Here is a 17,847-nt window from a genome sequence, read left to right as displayed (position 1 = left end):
GACGGCTTTGCAAAACACTGAAGATCTTCTTTACAAACTATTGGCAGGCCAGCTGAAATCTGTCGGATTTTTTACGGAAAACGAAACGCAGCCTGTCATGCAGGGGTTTTACGGCAGGTGGCTGGAAGAAAGCATCTCCATCTTGGTGCAAAAAGGCTTTTTGAAACAGTCAGGCAGTACGTATGTGTTAACGGGTCCGATAGAGCGTGCGGACGTTCTGTGGCAAGAATGGGATGAAAAGAAAGCTCCTTTACTCAAGGACAGCAGCAAACAGGCGATGATCACCTTAGTGGAGACCGCTCTCAGAGCTTTGCCGGATATTTTATCCGGCAGAGTTTCTGCCACTGATGTTCTGTTTCCCGATTCCTCAATGGAATTGGTGGAAGGAATCTATAAAAACAATGAAACGGCAGACTACTTTAATGAGGTGCTCGCTGACACATTGGCGGCTTTCATTGAAGAACGCCTGAAAGAAGACCCGAACGCGGAAATCCGGATATTAGAGATCGGAGCGGGGACGGGCGGGACAAGCGCGGCCGTTTTCAAAAGATTAAAAGAGTACAAACATCATGTGAAAGAATATTGCTACACCGATCTGTCAAAGGCCTTTTTCATGCATGCTGAAAAAGAATACGGTCCCGACAATCCGTATTTGACTTATAAGCGGTTTAATGTGGAAGAGCCCCCGGCTTTGCAGGGTATAGAGGCGGGCGCATATGACGCGGTAATTGCGGCAAATGTGCTTCACGCGACAAAAAATATTCGGCGGACGCTTCGCAATGCCAAAGCGGTGCTTAAAAAGAATGGGATTTTGCTATTAAATGAGATCAGCAGCCATTCGGTTTATTCTCATCTGACATTCGGTCTTTTGGAAGGCTGGTGGCTGTATGAAGACGCCAAACTGCGCATTCCCGGATGCCCGGGGCTGTATCCTGAAGCGTGGCAGTCTGCGCTGGAAAGCGAGGGATATCGGTACGTTACATTTATGGCGGAATCGTCACATCACCTCGGCCAGCAGATCGTGGCGGCAGAAAGCGACGGCGTCATCAGGCAAAAGCAGCCGGACGCGCAGGCGGTTGAAGAAACTGCGGCTTCCAAAGAGCCGGCTGATTTCACAGAACCGTCTTTTTCAGTCACAGACCGGACTGTGCAATTCATAAAAGAAACGTTAGCCAAGTCCATAAAGCTTGCTCCCGAGCGCATTCAGCCGGAAACCAGCTTTGAAAAATACGGCATCGACTCCATTTTGCAGGTGAATTTTATCCGCGAACTGGAAACATTGACGGGCGAGCTGCCGAAAACGGTCTTATTTGAACACACGAATACGAAAGAACTTGCTAAGTATTTGCTGGAAACTTACCCGGATAAGCTGCAACAGGCATTCGGAGCCGAACAAGCGCCTCCTGAAACGGAGCATCCGGAATCTGCAATGAATGAACCGGTGCCGCTTGTCACGGAAACGCGGCGGTTTATCACTGAACAAATAGAGCCAAAAGCGCCAAAGCCGGAAACAGAAACCGTCACCGTTAATCGTTCTGATCGTGACGACATTGCCATTATCGGCATCAGCGGCCGCTATCCCGAGTCTGAAACCCTCGATGAGCTGTGGGAGCATTTAAAAGCCGGAGACAGCTGTATTACGGAAGCTCCGGAAAACAGATGGAAATCCGGTCTTCTGAAAACAATGGCAAAAGAAACACGAAAAGAAGAACGCAAAACACGGTACGGCGGATTTCTGCAACATATTGACGCTTTTGACCATCACTTGTTTGACATCCGGGAAGACCATGTGATGGAGATGACGCCTGAGCTCCGTCTAAGCTTAGAAACCGTATGGGAAACATTTGAAAACGGCGGTTACTCGTTAGAAAGAGTAAACGAATGGCAGGAATCAGACAGCGGCATCGGTGTATTTATGGGAAGTATGTACAATCAATATTTCTGGAATATCCCGTCGTTGGAAAAAGCTGCGCTCAGCTCTAACGGAGGGGATTGGCATATCGCCAACCGCATTTCCCACTTTTTCAATTTAACGGGCCCGAGCATGGGCGTTACGACCGCATGCTCCAGCTCACTGAGCGCCATTCATCTCGCCTGTGAAAGCCTGAAGCTTAACAGTTGTTCCATGGCGATTGCCGGAGGGGTCAATCTCACGCTTGAACCGTCTAAATATGATGCGCTCGAACGGGCGAATTTGCTTGAACAGGGAAGTGAAAGCAAAAGCTTCGGAACCGGCACGGGCCTGATGCCGGGAGAAGGAGTCGGGGCGGTGCTCTTGAAGCCGCTCTCCAAAGCGGTTGCCGACAAAGACCATATTTACGGGGTCATTAAAAGCAGCGCGTTGTGTCATAGCGGCGGAAGGCAGATGTACACGGCTCCGGATCCGAAACAGCAGGCGAAGCTCATGGCGGCTTCCATCGACAAGGCCGGAATCAATCCGGAAACAATCAGTTATGTTGAATCAGCGGCAAACGGCTCTGTATTGGGAGATCCGATTGAGGTCATTGCCCTGACAAATGCGTTCGCGCAATATACTGATAAAAAACGTTTTTGCGCGCTTGGATCCGTCAAGTCAAATCTCGGCCATTTAGAGGCGGCTTCCGGCATGTCCCAGCTCGCGAAAGTGCTGCTGCAAATGGAGCGGGAAACATTAGTTCCGACGATTAACGCAAAACCGCAAAATCCGAATATCGCGCTTGAACAAACGGCCTTTTACCTGCAGGAGAAAACCGAGTATTGGGAACGTCTGAAGGATGCCGAGACGGGAGACATCATACCGCGGAGAAGCATGATCAATTCCTTCGGGGCAGGCGGGGCATATGCAAATCTCATCGTAGAAGAATATATCAGCCCGAATTCCGATCAGAGCCGTCACGGAGATGAGGAATATATTTTCCCTGTGTCAGCGAAAACAAAATGGAGTTTTGAAGCCTATCTTGAGAGACTGGCGGCCTTTTTAGAAAAGACGCCAACTCTTCATCCGGCCGCCATCGCATCCGCGTTGCAAAAAAGAACGCATCATTCGGAGTATCGTGCGGCATTTACGGCTGCTTCCGTTCTGGAACTGCTGGAAAAGCTGGCCGCTTACCGCATGGATCAGCGGAATCTCAATTTCTCCGATTCTGATATTGGCCGGCGTGCGCGGCAATGGGAAAAAGGAGAGAATATCGCGTTTGATCAGTTGCAGCAAGAGCACGCCGTTCATCTGCCGGCCTACGCTTTTGACCACGGGACTTCTTTTCAATTCGGTGAATCAGAAAACGCTGCCGGCGTTCAGGCGGTATACAGTGATGACGATCCATACGTGAAAGGGCATCAATTCAGCGGAGAACCGGTACTCGTCGGCGCTACATATAACAGTCTGGCAGTCGATCATTTTTGTGATCTTTTTCCTGAAGCGGAAGGAGGACAAATTAAAAAACTGAATTACGTCAGCCCCATTACCGTAAAAAAAGGCGATCGCATCGAGCTGAAAACTGAATCGAAACAAAACGGGGATGGATTTGAACTGAGCATAATGCACCGCAGCCTCACGTCTCCCGGTTGGAGCATAGCGGCGTATGCCGAGTGCAGCCCGTATCCGTTTCAAAAGCAGCACGCGGATCTGGCGGCCATTCAGCGCTCTTACCGGGAAGTGGGCCGGATAGATGAGTTATACGGAGACGGAACGGGAACGGTCGTGTGGGGAGAAGAATTTAAAACGATCACCCGCCTGTACAAAGGCACTGATGCCGTTTTAGCGAAAGTGAACCTGAACAATAGCGACTCACAACAAGCACATCATTATGCCGTAAATCCGTTCATCGCCAACAGTGCTTACTTGGCCTCGCTTTCTTTATTGGACCAAACAGAGGCGGAAAGCTATCTGCCGTTCGGCATTAATTCCGTCACCTTCAGCAGCCCGGAAGATCTTACCGATTGCTGGCTGCACATCAAGCTGGCCAAACAAACGGGGGAAATGATTCTGATTAACGCAGATGTCATCAGCAGCCGATCGGAAGTGGTGATGCGTTTTGAAGGCTATGCCCTGAAACGGTTCCGCCCGAAAACCGAACAGATGAATCAGCCGGCCCGAACGGCTGTTAAGAATGCGGGAGCACCGATTTCTGCCGGCAGTCTGACAGATGATATCCGCAGATACGTCCTTGGCAAGCTCGCCAAGATGATGGATGAACCCGCGCCATCTCTCCCGTCTGACGCGAATATCATGGAATTGGGACTTGATTCAGCGAGCCTGATCGGGCTGACAAAAGAGATCGGCCAAGAGGCGGACATCGATGTGAATCCAACATTGTTTTTCGAGTATCCGACCGCGGAGGAGCTGACCCGCCACTTCGCGTCAGCATATGAGAGCAAGTTTTCTCAACTGCTTGCCGATCATAAGCATTCAGAAGAGGCCAGGGTCACGGAAACAGAAGAGCGCACTTTACCGAAGAAACAGCATCCGCCTTGTGATAACGCCGATATCAAGCAAGGAATCGCGATTATCGGTATGTCAGCTCAGTTTCCGCAATCCCCGGATATCCAGTCTTTTTGGGAGCACATCGTAAACGGGGATCACTGTATTACCGAAATTCCGGCGGACCGCTGGGACTGGCGCCGTTACGCCGGTGATGAGAATGACACGAGTCTCAGATGGGGCGGTTTTATTGACGGTGTCGGCGAATTTGACCCGCTCTTTTTCGGAATTTCCCCTAAAGAGGCATCACAAATGGGGCCGGAGCAATTTCTGCTTTTGATGCATACATGGAAGGCAATGGAGGATGCGGGCCTGACAAATAAGGCGTTATCAAGCAGACCGACAGGCGTTTTCGTTGCCGCGGGCAACAGCGATCCGAACAATGGAACAGCCATCCCGTCCATCATTCCGAACAGAATATCATATGCCTTGAATTTACAAGGACCGAGTGAATATTACGAGGCTGCCTGCACGTCAACGCTGGTGGCATTGCACAGGGCGGTTCAATCAATCCGTCATAACGAATGTGAGCAGGCTGTCGTGGGGGCCGCCAATATTCTGCAATCGCCGAAGGGCTTTATCGGTTTTGACTCAATGGGATATTTAAGCAAAAACGGCCGGGCGAAATCGTTCCAAAAAGATGCCGATGGCTTTGTCAGAAGCGAAGGGGCGGGCGTGATCATCATCAAACCGCTTGAGGCGGCAATTGAAGACGGCGATCATATTCACATGGTCATTAAAGGAACAGGAGTGTCTCACGGCGGTAAAGGCATGTCGCTTCACGCACCGAATCCGGCGGGAATGAAGGCCGCGATGAAAAAAGCGTACGAAGACACCGATGTTGATCCGCAAACTGTCACTTATATTGAAGCGCACGGCATTGCCTCCGAAATGGCAGATGCGTTGGAGTTTAATGCAATCAAAGCGGGTTACGGCGAGTCTGCAAATCAAGGGGAAAGCGCGCCTTGTTATATCAGCACCGTGAAACCTTGCATCGGGCACGGCGAACTCGCTTCCGGACTGGCCGCCCTTATAAAAGCGGCGATGGCCATGAAGCATCATACCATCCCGGGCATTCCCGGATTTACAGCTGCAAATGAGCAAATGGCCATTCAGAAAAGCCGCTTCCGTTTCACCGAAGACAATCAGGAATGGACACAGCTCACCGACCATACGGGCAGACCGATTCCGCGCCGGGCCGCAATTAACAGCTATGGCTTCGGCGGCATGAATGCGCATGTCGTCTTGGAACAGTACAGCCCGAGCCATAAAGACAAAGAATCTGCGCATGAACCGCAGCTTATCGTGCTTTCTGCTAAGAGCGAAGGACGTCTTAAGGCGGCCGCAGGTCAGCTGGCTGATTTTGTGCAAACTGGAGATACTCCGTCATTGCGGGATATTGCTTATACGCTTCAGACCGGCCGTGAGGCGATGAACTGCCGCCTGGCACTCGTTGCCCGCAATCAAGATGAATTGCTGGAAAAACTGAAAAAGTACAGAGCATTTTCCGAAGAAAGCAATGGAATGAAAAGCTTCTTTACAGGCAGTCAGCAGACTGGATCAGGAGATATCGGCGTTTTACTGGAAGGGACTCTCGGTACAGTCGTCACGGAGACGCTGTTGGCTGAAAACAATCTGGAAAAACTTGCATTTTGCTGGGTGAAAGGTGCGGATATACCGTGGGACAGACTCCACCAAGGCAAATCTGTTCAAAGAGTGCCGCTTCCGACATATCCTTTTGAAAACCATAAGTATTGGAAGGGCGGTCAGTCAGAAGACATCAGCCTTGCACCGGTATCACAGAATCCTCAGATCCGCTGCGAGAGCGCGGCTGACATTGTGGCAGACATTTTGGGGATGAAGGCAGCGGAAATTGATCAAAATAAGCCGCTGACTGAATACGGCTTCGATTCAATCTCCTCTATTCAGCTGTTGAAGAAACTTGAGGACGGAGACAGCCGCATCAGTCTGGAGGCTCTTCAGAAATGCAGCACTGTTCAGGAGATTAGCATGCTGTTAAAAACGAACCAATCGCAGGAGGCGGGCCGAAATTTTCCAGAACTCGTCAAGCTGAATGATAGAGAAAAAGGCCGTCCTGTTTTTTGGTTTCACGGCGGAACGGGAGGCGTTGAAGCATACCAGCCATTCGCCAAAAAGAGTCAGCGACCTTTTTACGGCATCCAGGCAAGAGGTTTGACAGGGAAAGAGCCGCTGCAAGGAATCGAAGAGACGGCCGCTTCTTATATGAGAATCATCCAAGCGGTACAGCCGAAAGGCCCTTATGACCTCGGCGGATATTCCTTAGGCGGAATGCTTGCATATGAAACCGCGCGCCTCTTGCAAGAGGAAGGTCATACGGTAAAAAGCGCCGTCATGATCGACACCCCGTACAGTGAAAAATGGAAAGAAAGAAAACCATCTGTTAAGTCGGTCATGCTGCAAACGATCAATACGATGCTTACAGCATATCTTAAGCCTGAAAACCTTGAAGAGGCATTAATCAGCAGAGAAGACATTACCGTCCAGGCTGAGGAAGAAGAAGTATTGAAAGAATTGACCGGCCTTGCCAAAAAGCGCGGTCTGCCAAAATCCGAAGAAGCGATCCGGATGCAGCTGGAGCAAATGATGAAGACGCAGCTCGCTTACGGAATGGAAGAGTATGACATGAAGCCGCTGCCTCATCCGGAAGCGCTGCAATGCTACTACTTCCGTAATAAAAGCGGTTTGTTCCTCGGAGATCTTGAACGTTATCTGACAGCAGAGGAAGAACAAATCCCGTTAGACCATGATGCGTATTGGAAAGAATGGGAACGCCAGATGAAACAGTTTCACCTGCTGGACGTTCACTCTTCCAATCATGTCACAATGCTGTCGGAACCAAAGCCGCACAACGCCATTAAGGCATTCTGCGAAAAACTGTACGCAAACAAAGGAACGATCAGCGCAAATTTCCTTAAATCTTTCAGAAAAAAGCTGGACGAAACAAATGAGCTGGTAAAACGGTAATAGAGAACGGCCGGAGCAATCCGGCCGCTTTTTTTATCTATATAGAACTAAATTCACTATGTACTAAATTTTCATTGTCATATTGATTTCAGTTTATAAGACATTAAAAAAACCCCCAATAACAGGGGGACGATATTAAAATCTGACAGGCAATGTTTCAAGCCCTCTCAAAAACACATTTTTTCTCCATGTTACATCCTCGGGCGCGCCTTTCAGCTCTATATTCGGAAACCGTTTTAAAAGCGCGGTAAAGGCAATGGATGCTTCCATCCGGGCGAGCGGAGCCCCGAGACAAAAATGAATGCCGAATCCAAAAGAAATATGACGGTTCGGTGTTCTCGCTATATTTAATGTATCAGGATCATCAAAATATTCCGGGTCCCGATTGGCTGAACCGATGCCGATAAATATCATATCACCTTTTTTAATAGAAACATCTTTATAAGTGAAATCTTCAATCGCCCATCGATTCGCCATCATGATGACGGGAGAGGTATAACGCAAAAGCTCTTCGACTGCCGTCTGGATATCTTCGGGCTGCCGCTTTATCTTCTCCATCTGGTCTTTGTGCAGAAGAAGCGCCAGGGTGCCGGAGCCGAGAAGGTTAACCGTTGTTTCAAGCCCGGCAACGACTAACAAAAACAGCATGGAATACAGCTCTGATTCACTCAGCTTTTGGCCGTCCTCTTCAGCGTAAATAAGCTTGCTTGTCAGATCTTCAGCCGGATGTTTTCTTTTTTCTTCGATCAGTGTTTTCATATATTGTTTAAATTCTTTGAGAGCCTGGTTGGTCGCATCTTGTCCGCTTTCTGACGTGTCGACCATTGCGTTTGTCCACACTTGAAATTTGGCGCGGTCCTCTTTCGGAATCCCGAGCAGTTCGGAAATGACGATAAACGGAAGCGGTGCGGCGAAATCTCTCATGATATCAGGGTCTGCTTTTGTTTCCATTTCATCCAGCAGCTCTTCTGTGATCTGCTCTATCCCGGTGCGAAGCTGCTCAATCATCCGGGGAGTGAACCCCTGATGCACCAAAGATCGAAGACGTGAATGATCCGGAGGGTCTTTTGCCAGCATATGCTCTGAGACAAAATCGATATCTTCACTGACATTCAGCTTCGCGATCAGCTCCTTCGGCATGACCCGTTTTACATCTCTCGTAATTCTGCCGTCTTTTAAAAACGCCATACAATCATCATAACGCGTGATGAGCCAAGCCGGAAAGGTGCCTCCGAAACGCTGCAGTTCGAATTTATGTATGGGGTCCTGCTCTCTGAATCTGCTTAAAACCGCAAAAGGGTTTTCGTGAAACTCGGGTGAGTGTGGGTGAAACATTGTTTTTTCCATCTGGATTTCCCCGCCTTCATGTTTTTGAAAAGACATAACAAACAGCCGGTGCCTGCCGACCGGACGGCATTCCTCCTTTTATCTGCCGAAGACACTGATCACAACGGCTCATAAGTATGACTAAAATATATAAGGAAACAGAAGCCGGTTCAATAGACAAATCGTAAAGCCGCCATTTTCGTTGATTATCAACAAAACAGCAAACTTTTTTTTCCATTTCATCATGTGTGTTAAATCCGGCTAATATACATATTTACGCTTCATATCAACTTCTTAAGGAGGATGTGAATGAATGCGTTTATGAAATGGGCGGCAAGTCTGCTTTTGGTGATCTCTCTTCAGGTCGGCCTTACGGGCGCCGGCATCCATTCGGACAGTGCTGCTCGTGCCGCATCCCGATACGATCAGGTGCTGTATTTCCCGCTGTCAAAATATCCGGAGACGGGAAATCATATAAAAGACGCCATTTCGGCAGGTCATTCTGAGATTTGTACAATTGATCGGGGCGGAGCGGAGAATAGAAGGAAAGAATCATTGAAAGGAATTCCGACAAAGCCCGGGTTTGACCGTGATGAATGGCCCATGGCAGTCTGCACAGAAGGCGGGGCGGGGGCTGATATCAGATATGTAACCCCGTCGGATAACCGCGGGGCCGGTTCATGGGTTGGAAATCAAATGAGCGGATACTCCGACGGCACGAGAGTACTATTTATCGTTCAGTAGCTTCTCCGGTTCGCCGGAGTTTTTTTATGCTCTGAAAAAGCGGCACGCCGGCTGGACATATGAAATGGCAAAGAGTAAACTTATATGTTGGAATCAGCATGAGAAAGGATTGGATCACATTGACAGTGACTACATACCGAAATATTGCACTTTTACTTCTTTGTTTAACAGCGGGAATTGTGGATGTGATCGGTTATTTAAGCCTGGGACATATCTTTACCGCCAATATGACGGGGAACATCGTTCTGTTCGGCCTGGCGATCGGCAACTCATGGCACCTTGCCGTACTCAAATCATTAACCTCGTTAATCGGATTTATTGCCGGCGTTATTGCCGCGGCCCTGCTTGTGGGCAATAAAAAGAAATCATTCTGGCCCTCTGCGGTAACTGCCGCTTTAGCTATTGAAGGAGCTGTTTTGCTGCTGTTTGCTTTGTTCTCCTGCTTTTTTGCAGATGCCATTTCTGTTTATGTGCTGATTATGCTGCTCAGCTTCGCAATGGGAATGCAGACGACAGCCGCGAGAAAACTTGGTGTAGCGGGGATTTCCACGACCGTATTAACGGGAACGCTCGCTAATTTTTTTGAAGATCTCACCGCAAGGTTTTACAAAGCGGACAAGCGGAAGCAGTTTACGAGAGATGCTGTTTTGCGCGCGCTTGCCTTGGTTCTGTATTGCTTTGGGGCGGTCATCGGCGCTTTTGCCGAACCGGATTATAAGTTTGCCGTGATCTGGCTTCCGATTATCATTATTTTAGGCATTATGCTTTGCGCATTCACGATGTTCCACGGATATTCTGAAGAAAAAAACCAATAAAAAAACGCCGCTGGTTCAGGGCGTTTTTTCTTTTTATTGCTCTTTCCGGGTCCCGATTGTATACACGGCCCGATCTGTATGTACCTTTAATCCGTCTTGCTCCTTTTGGATGGTAATATCGCCGAGCAGAGGGATTTCATACGCATCTTGAGGAAGCGGGACATTTCCTTCCTCCGTATAGGTTGTGCCGTGCCCTTTTAAGACGAGCTCTTCGTCCGCTACATAGTCATCGGGATGGTTTGTCCGGCGGACGAGAACATCATCAAGGTGAAGCATGATCTGGTCCATATCAGAAATCTCGTTTCGGCTGTCTGTCAGCTCTCCTTTTCTGATATCAAGCGTTTGTCCGATCTGTTTTTGCAGCCATTCAGACAATTCGGTGTTTGTAAGTGCCATTGTGATTCCTCCTTTTATCTACACCATACTTATTCCCTATTTTTTTAGAAATACACTGCCTTGATTGATCTTTTTTTCTGACAGCCGGTTCTGAAGCATTCCGAGTTCCTTCATTATAAATGTTTCATCTGTTCACCTGAAAAACGGAGTCATCTGCAGGTTTAGACGACCCCGTTCTCATGATAAAAAGATTACTCTTTCGGCACGGCGTTTTCAGCGTTTACTGCGCCCGCTCCGTAAATGTTCGGATCTTCATTTGTCCATTGATCCGGACTTTGTTTGATCAGTGTTTTCACTTCGTCAGGCGAAAGCTGCGGGTTCTGCTGAAGGATTAAGGCGGCAATGCCAGCACAGATCGGAGTGGCCATGGACGTGCCCGACAGACTGAAATACAAGGAGCCTACACGGTTTGATTTCTGTAATTTGTCAAGATATGAACGCGGAGAACGGAGAGATACGATATCGACCCCGGGCGCAAGAATGTCAGGCTTCTCTTTTCCGTACACCGTCGGGCCGCGGCTTGAGAATGAAGCGACCGTATCGTCCTCATTGCCGGCCGTATTATTGTCATCATAGGCGCCTACCGTGATGACCTTCTCGCTGACACCGGGGCTTGAAATCGTTTGAGCTTCCGGACCGGAGTTGCCCGCGGCGACGCAGACGACGATTCCTTCATTCCATGCCTCTTCAACGGCCTTGACGAGCGGATCGTCCGTTTCTTTATCATATCTGAGCGCATCTCCGCCCAGTGACATGCTGATGATTCTGATCGGATTCTTCGTGTGTTCTTTATTATATTGTATGCACCATTCCACACCTTCAATGATATCAGCCAAGGTTCCTGATCCTGATTTGTTTAAAACCTTGACTCCGATCAGATCGGCTTCCGGCGCCGGCCCCTGATATTTACCGGAAGATGAAGCGCCGCTGCTTGCAATATCACCGGCGCAATGGGTGCCGTGCCCGTTGTCGTCATACGGTTCTGTCTTTTGGTTGACGAAGTCCGCAAATCCGATAACTCTGCCTTCTAAATCGGGATGCTGATAGATTCCGGTATCAATAACGGCGACGGTTACGCCTTTTCCTGTTAATACGGTGCCGTTACGGGTCACTTCTTTTGCATGAGACGATTCAGCTGCCGTATCAAGGAGCGCTTTTACTTCACGGTTTAAATAGATTTTACGGATATCCCGGCATTGCGAAAGAAGCATGTGAAGAGCGGACGGAGTGACTTCGGCGCTGCAGCAATTGATTGTTTGAAACTGCTTTTTTATGGTGCAGCGTTTTTCTTTTAATAAGACCTGTCCTGTGCTGTGAAAACCGGATTCATGGCAGCCCTCTTCAAATTCAATGATGACTGACATTTTCTTTCTGTTTTTCACCTTTTTTTCGAAAAAATTGTGCAAAAAGCAAGGTGTCCATTTGAAAGGTTTATATAACTGTAAGACGTTTTCTCTGAGCGGCCAGTCCAGCTTATGAGCATTTGACCGCACCATTTGTACCATTGAGTAACCAAACATATATACTTTTCCTCCCATTCTGGCGATTCTCTCTATACCATATGAACAGGCCGTATGTTCGGTCAGTTTGTTTGTCCTTCAGGAGAGCTGGTTACTTGCGGCTTTTTCAGGAGAAGAAATCGAGTTGAAACGGAACGCGTTTATAATGAAGCCGGCGGAAGGAGGTATATACATGAACATAATATTGAGACATTCCTTGGAAAAACAGCTTCCGATTGATATTATATATATGAAAAAAGACGGCTCCATTTCAAAACGGACCATTATTATAAAAAAAGGGGATGAGCGGGCTGAAACGGCATTTTGCTGTACAAAAAGGCAGATGAGAACTTTTTTGACGGGCTCCATTCTGTCCTGCGCATTTGCTTCGGGAGGCGGATATTCATTTTTAAAAGCGTATTCTTGATGCCGTCCGTTTCCGGCCGTGAATCTCCCGCCCCTGAAAATTCGGGCGTTCCTCCCTTTTTTTTTGCCCTCTCTCAACCTTTTTTCACTGATGCCCGGCATTTGAGCGCTTGAACCGTGACAATCCATTGATTTTTCGAAACCGGGAAGTTTTTCACTGATGATAATGTTAATAGAATGTTAAGATAAGACCTATTGACAAAAATCCATATAATGAACATGTCATTTTTCAGAAAGGAGCAAAGAAGGAGAGCTGATGAAAAGAATTTTACTTAATGTCATCATTATCGTAGCAATGGTCTTACTAATAAGATGTGCTCATTATGCGTCAGACCCTGATCCCTCGAATTCTTCTGATACATACACAGATTTTAAAGATCTGGCTGAACACGAAGACCCCGATGATTATCATATATCGTACAATAAGCGAAAGGGGAGCCCCGTATTGATCATGTCGCCGCACGGAGGGAGAATTGAGGGCGGGGTGAGCGAGATCGTCCGCTCTTTCCGGGATGATTATTCAACCTACCTGTTTGAGGGATTAAAAGCGCATGATAACCAGACTCTTCATATTACGAGCACCAAGTTCGATGAGCCTTCAGCAGTCGAAAGCATTAAGCAGCACCATTATGTTATCGCAGTGCACGGTTATAAAGGCGACGAGAAAAATACTCTTGTCGGAGGAAGCGACCGGAAGCGGGCGAAAAAATTGGTGAGAGCTCTCGAACGAAACGGATTTTCTGCAGAATTGGCAACCTCAAAAACCGGTCTGGCCGGGGTTGACACCGAAAATATCAATAACCAGGCGCAAACCGGGCTGAGCATACAGCTTGAGATCAGCAGAAAACAGCGGGAAGCGTTTTTTGATAATTTTGATTACCGCGAAAGGGAATTCACAAAAACGGAGGAATTTTACCGGTTTGTCCGTACGATAAAAAGAGTGATCAATCAAGAGTATTCGTGAGCTTAAAAAAAGACAAACCAGTGAAAGATGAGTAAACTGAAAAAAAGGAGGTTTGTCCCTTGGCAAAACATCACTTTTATTTAAAAGCAAATTGGCCCGGAAATCGCAACGACGTCGGCGATATTAAAAGCGGCCGGCTGGAGACGGCTGTGTCCATTCCTAAGGAAATGGACGGACCCGGAGAAGGCACAAATCCTGATGAAATGCTGCTTGGAGCGGCCGCGACCTGTTATATTATAACGCTTGCGGCGATGATGGAAAGAAGCGGCCTGGATAAAGAAGATCTACATATGGAATCTGAAGGAATTGTAGACGTCACGAACGGTGTGTTCACGTACCAGAAAATCATTCACCGCCCGTTTATATTATTAAAGCCGGATGCAGCCGAAACGGATTTTACGCTCGCCAGGAAGTTAGCGCAAAAAGCGGAGTCCTCATGTATGATTTCACGAGCGGTCCAAGGAAACGTGGAGATGGAGCTTGAGGTTGAAGTAAAAGCTGCCCGCGCTTGACGAGTTCAAACGGTCAGCTCCGGGCCGTTTGATTTTTTTTAGCTTTTTGAGACTTGGAACGGTTCAGCAGGATGACGCCCGTGATGACCAAAACAAGCCCGATCATCATTTTGACTGTCATGGCCTCCTTAAAAACAAAAAAGCCGACAATTGCCGTTAAAGCGGTGCCGACACCTGACCATGTCGCGTATGCGGCGGATAAATCAAGGCTTTTCAATGAGAAGCTCAAAAACATAAAAGAGGCTCCGATTCCGGCAATGACGCCGAGAGCGGGCCACAGGTGCGTAAAACCGTCCGACAGCTTCAGCATCGTGCTCCCGAACACTTCTGATACAATGGCTAATGCCAGGCAGAGTAATCCTTTCATCAGCATGCCTCTCCTTTCTACCAATTCATCAAAATGACACCGGCCAATAAGAAAAAGAGTCCGATGACGGCCTGCTTGTCCAGTTTTTCATGAAACCATTTCGCTCCGATAATGGATGCGAGCACCGTTCCGGCTCCGCTCCATGTTGCATAGGATAAGCTGAGCGGAATGAGATTCAGTGTCAGTGAAAGCATATAAAAGGCCAATGAATAGCCTGCCACTACAAGCGCGCTCGGCAAAAACCGCGTAAATCCGCGGGAGACTTTCAGCATGGCCGCGCCGATTGACTCTGATAAAATAGCAATTGTGAGGAAGATATAACCCAGAATCATATCAAATCCCCCTCTCATCATAATCCTTATGCCTTTTGTTTAAGGCAGTAAAGTAAAATAATATCCGAACTTTGCCCGCCAAGTCAAGACATTAGTCCTATACAAAAAGGCCCCCGGGGAGGAGCCTTTTTGATTCGTCAATAGAAATACGGATAGCCGTAGCCGTAACCCCCGTACAAGTACGGATTGAATAAAGCGCTTCCCACAAGCCCCCCGACAAGCCCTCCGAAAAACGGTCCGCCGTAAAAACCAAACGGCCGTCCGAATCCATAACCAAACCAAGGCCGGCCAAATCCAAAACCCGGCCGTCCGAATCCAAATCCGAATCCGGGCCGTCCGAATCCGAAGCCCGGCCGCCCAAACGGTCTCATATCACTATCTACTGCGTATGTGTATTCTTCATTCATAATTAAGGTACCTCCAAGAATAAATTTGAGATGATAACAGAGTATTCAGCCCACCAATTTTTGATTGGGCGTTTATCAAAAAATAAAGGAGTGAGCTTTTGTGGGTCTGTATCAGTCCGATTGGTCAAAAAAACCTCCGCACACACACGCATACCGGGCGGTTACGGATGTAGTGCAGGGGCATTACCATTTGATCGAAGGCTTTTCGCAGCCGGAGAACGGCAGCAATACAGATGAGCATACACATTTCTATACGGGCATCACCTCGTTTGAAAACGGCCATTTTCATAGGTATTACGGCATTTCCGGCCCTGCCATCCCGAGGGTTGACGGAACACATTACCATGAGCTTTCAGAGACCACCTTTGCCGCCTACAATGAGCCGATTCAGATCCAGCACGGCGGCGTCGTTTACGATCCGCGGGAGGAAGGACGGAAAACGCACCGCCATACACTCAAAGGAAAAACGAGAGAGGTTGTCGGAAACGAGCCGATCGGATGGTAGTGGACGTTTAGCGCTCAGGAAAAAGGGCAAAATGGATAGGTGCCTGAAGAAATGAATGCTATAATTAGGGGGAGATTTATAAAAGAGAGTGATACATATTGAAAAATAAAAAACAGCCTGTCGTCATACTTGTCGGACCGACGGCAGTCGGAAAAACAAAACTAAGCATCGGACTCGCGAAAATGCTGAATGCGGAAATCATCAGCGGAGATTCCATGCAGGTATATAAAGGAATGGACATCGGAACGGCCAAAGTCACCGAAGAAGAGACAGAAGGCGTGCCGCATCACCTGATTGATATTTTGGAGCCGTCCGACACTTTTTCAACGGCGGATTATCAAAAAATGGTGAGAGGAAAAATCACCGAGATTGCCGATAGAGGAAAGCTGCCGATGATTGTCGGGGGGACGGGTCTGTACATTCAGTCCGTGCTGTATGACTATACGTTCACGGAAAACTCCGGCGACCCTGTATTCCGGGAGCGCATGGAGAAACTGGCGGCTGAAGAAGGGGCGGAAGCGCTTCATGCCAAGCTTGCGGCAGCCGACCCGGAAGCGGCGGCAGCCATTCATCAAAACAATACGCGAAGAGTCATCCGCGCGCTCGAAATCCTGCATGTATCGGGAAAAACAATGTCAGAGCATCTTAAAACCCAAAAACGGGAGCTGCTTTACAATGCGGTTCTTATCGGTCTTACAATGGACAGAGAAGTGCTGTACGGCCGGATTAACGAGCGCGTTGACCTGATGCTGGAAACCGGCCTTCTTGACGAAGTAAAGAGGCTGTATGATATGAATATCCGGGATAGCCAATCGATTCAGGCGATCGGCTATAAAGAGCTGTATGAATATCTTGATGGAAAAGTGCCGCTCCCTCAGGCTGTGGAGCAATTAAAACAAAATTCTAGGCGATATGCGAAACGCCAGCTGACCTGGTTTCGCAATAAAATGCCCGTTTCATGGACAGATATGACGCCGCCTGTTGATATTGAGCAGAAAAAAAAGGAAATTTTCGAGTGCATAGCAGGAAAACTGGAAATTTAATCGAAACAGTATTGTATTGAGAACCAAGGAGGACGAAACATGAAACCGATTAATATTCAAGATCAGTTTTTGAATCAAATCCGAAAAGACAATACGTTCGTCACGGTGTTTTTACTCAACGGCTTCCAGCTTCGCGGCCAGGTAAAAGGCTTTGACAACTTTACCGTTTTGCTCGAAACGGAGGGGAAGCAGCAGCTTATTTATAAACATGCCATCTCCACGTTCGCCCCGCAAAAAAACGTCCAGCTTGAGCTTGAATAGACTTTTTGAAAAAGACCATGAACAATGGTCTTTTTCTATGCGCATCTGTATATTGCAGGCTGTATATCGGAAACATAAAAGGGGGTTCGGAAAATCGTGTTCGAAAGTGAAAATGAACTGAGAAGAATCAGGATTACGCTCGTTTGGATCGCTGTTTTTTTGCTGTTTGGAGCTTGCAGCAATCATGAGACGGTGGTGACGGATGATGACGGCGGCTTGGCGGATACCGAACCGCAGACAGAAGGCATGGTGCAGCTGGAACATAATCGTTTCGGCATCGTTGAGGACGGTTACTTAAAAATATACCGCTATGATGAAAAAACGAATAAAATCGAACTGAAAAAAGAAACGGCGCTGGATGAACTTGAATAAATTTCACAAGCGTTCGAATTTACAAAGCGGGCCGCACAAGCTACACTAAGTACTGACATTGATCATGCAGAGGGTGAGACGATTGAAACACAAGGTGATAATCAACCATTGGGAAGAAACTTGTGAAGATGATTCCTGCTATGAATATGGAACCAGCATCATCGTTGACGGCAAAGAACTGATCAGAGAGGCTTCCATCACAAGCGCTCTGAAAGCCGTGCTGAAAGAAATCGGTGCTGATGTGGAGATTGAAGAAACCGTCGAAAGCGAAAAAAAATGTGATTCTTACAAAAAATAAGAATAAAAGTCTAGACTACTAAGCAGTTTTTTTTCATGTTATGATAGACATCGGCTTACACATGACACCTTGAGTAGGATGAGAGATGATTCTCGTTCTGCTCTCTTTTTTGGGC

Annotated in this window: 17 protein-coding genes; 11 read left to right on the top strand and 6 right to left on the bottom strand. The window is 47.8% G+C overall.

Annotated elements, in window-relative coordinates; translation table 11 throughout:
* Positions 1-7: 7 nt before the first annotated feature.
* Entirely contained in the window at positions 8-7,465 is a 7,458-nt protein-coding gene (locus tag K3G25_RS09170; RefSeq protein ID WP_232489692.1) for a beta-ketoacyl synthase N-terminal-like domain-containing protein, read from the top strand.
* 135 nt (positions 7,466-7,600) lie between these two features.
* Here the strand turns inward: K3G25_RS09170 and K3G25_RS09165 are convergent, their stop codons facing one another.
* Positions 7,601-8,812 (bottom strand): cytochrome P450 family protein, encoded by a 1,212-nt coding sequence (locus K3G25_RS09165; protein ID WP_022553316.1) that lies wholly within the window; start codon positions 8,810-8,812, stop codon positions 7,601-7,603.
* A 288-nt stretch (positions 8,813-9,100) separates the two neighbouring features.
* Here K3G25_RS09165 and K3G25_RS09160 point away from each other — a divergent pair, with 288 nt between their 5' ends.
* Together K3G25_RS09160 and K3G25_RS09155 are read left to right on the top strand one after the other, a co-directional pair.
* Positions 9,101-9,535 carry a sporulation-specific Dnase NucB gene (locus tag K3G25_RS09160; RefSeq protein ID WP_021493650.1) on the top strand — a complete coding sequence of 145 codons (435 nt, stop codon included), beginning with the start codon at positions 9,101-9,103 and terminating at the stop codon, positions 9,533-9,535.
* A gap of 59 nt (positions 9,536-9,594) precedes the next feature.
* Entirely contained in the window at positions 9,595-10,350 is a 756-nt protein-coding gene (locus K3G25_RS09155) for a YoaK family protein (protein ID WP_022553315.1), read from the top strand.
* A 33-nt stretch (positions 10,351-10,383) separates the two neighbouring features.
* On the opposite strand, the gene K3G25_RS09150 is transcribed toward K3G25_RS09155, so the two are convergent.
* Positions 10,384-10,746 (bottom strand): protein YmzB, encoded by a 363-nt coding sequence (locus tag K3G25_RS09150; protein ID WP_007410383.1) that lies wholly within the window; start codon positions 10,744-10,746, stop codon positions 10,384-10,386.
* Between the two features lie 191 nt (positions 10,747-10,937).
* Positions 10,938-12,266: a serine protease AprX gene (locus K3G25_RS09145; protein ID WP_160216862.1), complete on the bottom strand. Its 1,329-nt coding sequence runs from the start codon at positions 12,264-12,266 to the stop codon at positions 10,938-10,940.
* A gap of 172 nt (positions 12,267-12,438) precedes the next feature.
* On the opposite strand from K3G25_RS09145, the gene K3G25_RS09140 reads away from it, so the two are divergent.
* The 3 genes from K3G25_RS09140 to K3G25_RS09130 all read left to right on the top strand — a co-directional run bounded on the left by K3G25_RS09140 (position 12,439) and on the right by K3G25_RS09130 (position 14,147).
* Positions 12,439-12,672, top strand: a complete 234-nt coding sequence (locus tag K3G25_RS09140; protein WP_038461471.1) for a hypothetical protein — start codon at positions 12,439-12,441, stop codon at positions 12,670-12,672.
* 255 nt (positions 12,673-12,927) lie between these two features.
* Complete coding sequence (locus tag K3G25_RS09135; RefSeq protein WP_014417828.1) at positions 12,928-13,635, top strand: poly-gamma-glutamate hydrolase family protein; 708 nt, start codon at positions 12,928-12,930, stop codon at positions 13,633-13,635.
* Between the two features lie 59 nt (positions 13,636-13,694).
* Positions 13,695-14,147, top strand: coding sequence for an OsmC family protein (locus K3G25_RS09130; protein WP_014305039.1), 453 nt, complete (start codon positions 13,695-13,697; stop codon positions 14,145-14,147).
* Between the two features lie 13 nt (positions 14,148-14,160).
* Here K3G25_RS09130 and K3G25_RS09125 read toward each other — a convergent pair whose 3' ends face one another.
* The 3 genes from K3G25_RS09125 to K3G25_RS09115 all read right to left on the bottom strand — a co-directional run bounded on the left by K3G25_RS09125 (position 14,161) and on the right by K3G25_RS09115 (position 15,253).
* Positions 14,161-14,514 carry an SMR family multidrug efflux transporter EbrB gene (locus K3G25_RS09125; RefSeq protein ID WP_007410379.1) on the bottom strand — a complete coding sequence of 118 codons (354 nt, stop codon included), beginning with the start codon at positions 14,512-14,514 and terminating at the stop codon, positions 14,161-14,163.
* Between the two features lie 17 nt (positions 14,515-14,531).
* Positions 14,532-14,846 (bottom strand): SMR family multidrug efflux transporter EbrA, encoded by a 315-nt coding sequence (locus tag K3G25_RS09120; RefSeq protein ID WP_007410378.1) that lies wholly within the window; start codon positions 14,844-14,846, stop codon positions 14,532-14,534.
* Between the two features lie 137 nt (positions 14,847-14,983).
* Positions 14,984-15,253 (bottom strand): hypothetical protein, encoded by a 270-nt coding sequence (locus K3G25_RS09115; RefSeq protein ID WP_232489691.1) that lies wholly within the window; start codon positions 15,251-15,253, stop codon positions 14,984-14,986.
* 100 nt (positions 15,254-15,353) lie between these two features.
* Between K3G25_RS09115 and K3G25_RS09110 the strand changes: the two genes are divergently transcribed.
* From K3G25_RS09110 to K3G25_RS09090, 5 genes are all read left to right on the top strand, one after another.
* On the top strand, positions 15,354-15,758 hold the full coding sequence (locus tag K3G25_RS09110; protein WP_014417831.1) for a YmaF family protein: 405 nt from the start codon (positions 15,354-15,356) through the stop codon (positions 15,756-15,758).
* A 98-nt stretch (positions 15,759-15,856) separates the two neighbouring features.
* Entirely contained in the window at positions 15,857-16,801 is a 945-nt protein-coding gene (gene miaA, locus K3G25_RS09105) for a tRNA (adenosine(37)-N6)-dimethylallyltransferase MiaA (protein ID WP_007410375.1), read from the top strand.
* Positions 16,802-16,840: 39 nt separating this feature from the next.
* Complete coding sequence (gene hfq, locus K3G25_RS09100; protein ID WP_003154064.1) at positions 16,841-17,062, top strand: RNA chaperone Hfq; 222 nt, start codon at positions 16,841-16,843, stop codon at positions 17,060-17,062.
* A 96-nt stretch (positions 17,063-17,158) separates the two neighbouring features.
* A complete protein-coding gene (locus K3G25_RS09095; RefSeq protein WP_017417823.1) occupies positions 17,159-17,434 on the top strand; it encodes a YmzC family protein in 276 nt (91 codons plus the stop codon).
* A gap of 82 nt (positions 17,435-17,516) precedes the next feature.
* Positions 17,517-17,732, top strand: coding sequence for a hypothetical protein (locus K3G25_RS09090; protein ID WP_003154062.1), 216 nt, complete (start codon positions 17,517-17,519; stop codon positions 17,730-17,732).
* Positions 17,733-17,847 lie beyond the last annotated feature (115 nt).

Source organism: Bacillus sp. FCW2 (genome assembly GCF_021228595.1).
Lineage (GTDB): Bacteria > Bacillota > Bacilli > Bacillales > Bacillaceae > Bacillus > Bacillus velezensis.
This window is presented reverse-complemented; position numbering and strand designations above follow the sequence as displayed.

Excerpts from the sequence above, each read along its gene's own strand:
- K3G25_RS09155 (WP_022553315.1), top strand. The coding sequence starts at position 9,595 with ATGAAATGGCAAAGAGTAAACTTATATGTTGGAATCAGCATGAGAAAG.
- K3G25_RS09145 (WP_160216862.1), bottom strand. The coding sequence starts at position 12,266 with ATGTTTGGTTACTCAATGGTACAAATGGTGCGGTCAAATGCTCATAAG.
- K3G25_RS09115 (WP_232489691.1), bottom strand. The coding sequence starts at position 15,253 with ATGAATGAAGAATACACATACGCAGTAGATAGTGATATGAGACCGTTT.
- hfq (WP_003154064.1), top strand. The coding sequence starts at position 16,841 with ATGAAACCGATTAATATTCAAGATCAGTTTTTGAATCAAATCCGAAAA.
- K3G25_RS09125 (WP_007410379.1), bottom strand. The coding sequence starts at position 14,514 with ATGAAAGGATTACTCTGCCTGGCATTAGCCATTGTATCAGAAGTGTTC.
- K3G25_RS09120 (WP_007410378.1), bottom strand. The coding sequence starts at position 14,846 with ATGATTCTGGGTTATATCTTCCTCACAATTGCTATTTTATCAGAGTCA.
- K3G25_RS09135 (WP_014417828.1), top strand. The coding sequence starts at position 12,928 with ATGAAAAGAATTTTACTTAATGTCATCATTATCGTAGCAATGGTCTTA.
- K3G25_RS09150 (WP_007410383.1), bottom strand. The coding sequence starts at position 10,746 with ATGGCACTTACAAACACCGAATTGTCTGAATGGCTGCAAAAACAGATC.
- K3G25_RS09140 (WP_038461471.1), top strand. The coding sequence starts at position 12,439 with ATGAACATAATATTGAGACATTCCTTGGAAAAACAGCTTCCGATTGAT.
- K3G25_RS09165 (WP_022553316.1), bottom strand. The coding sequence starts at position 8,812 with ATGGAAAAAACAATGTTTCACCCACACTCACCCGAGTTTCACGAAAAC.
- K3G25_RS09160 (WP_021493650.1), top strand. The coding sequence starts at position 9,101 with ATGAATGCGTTTATGAAATGGGCGGCAAGTCTGCTTTTGGTGATCTCT.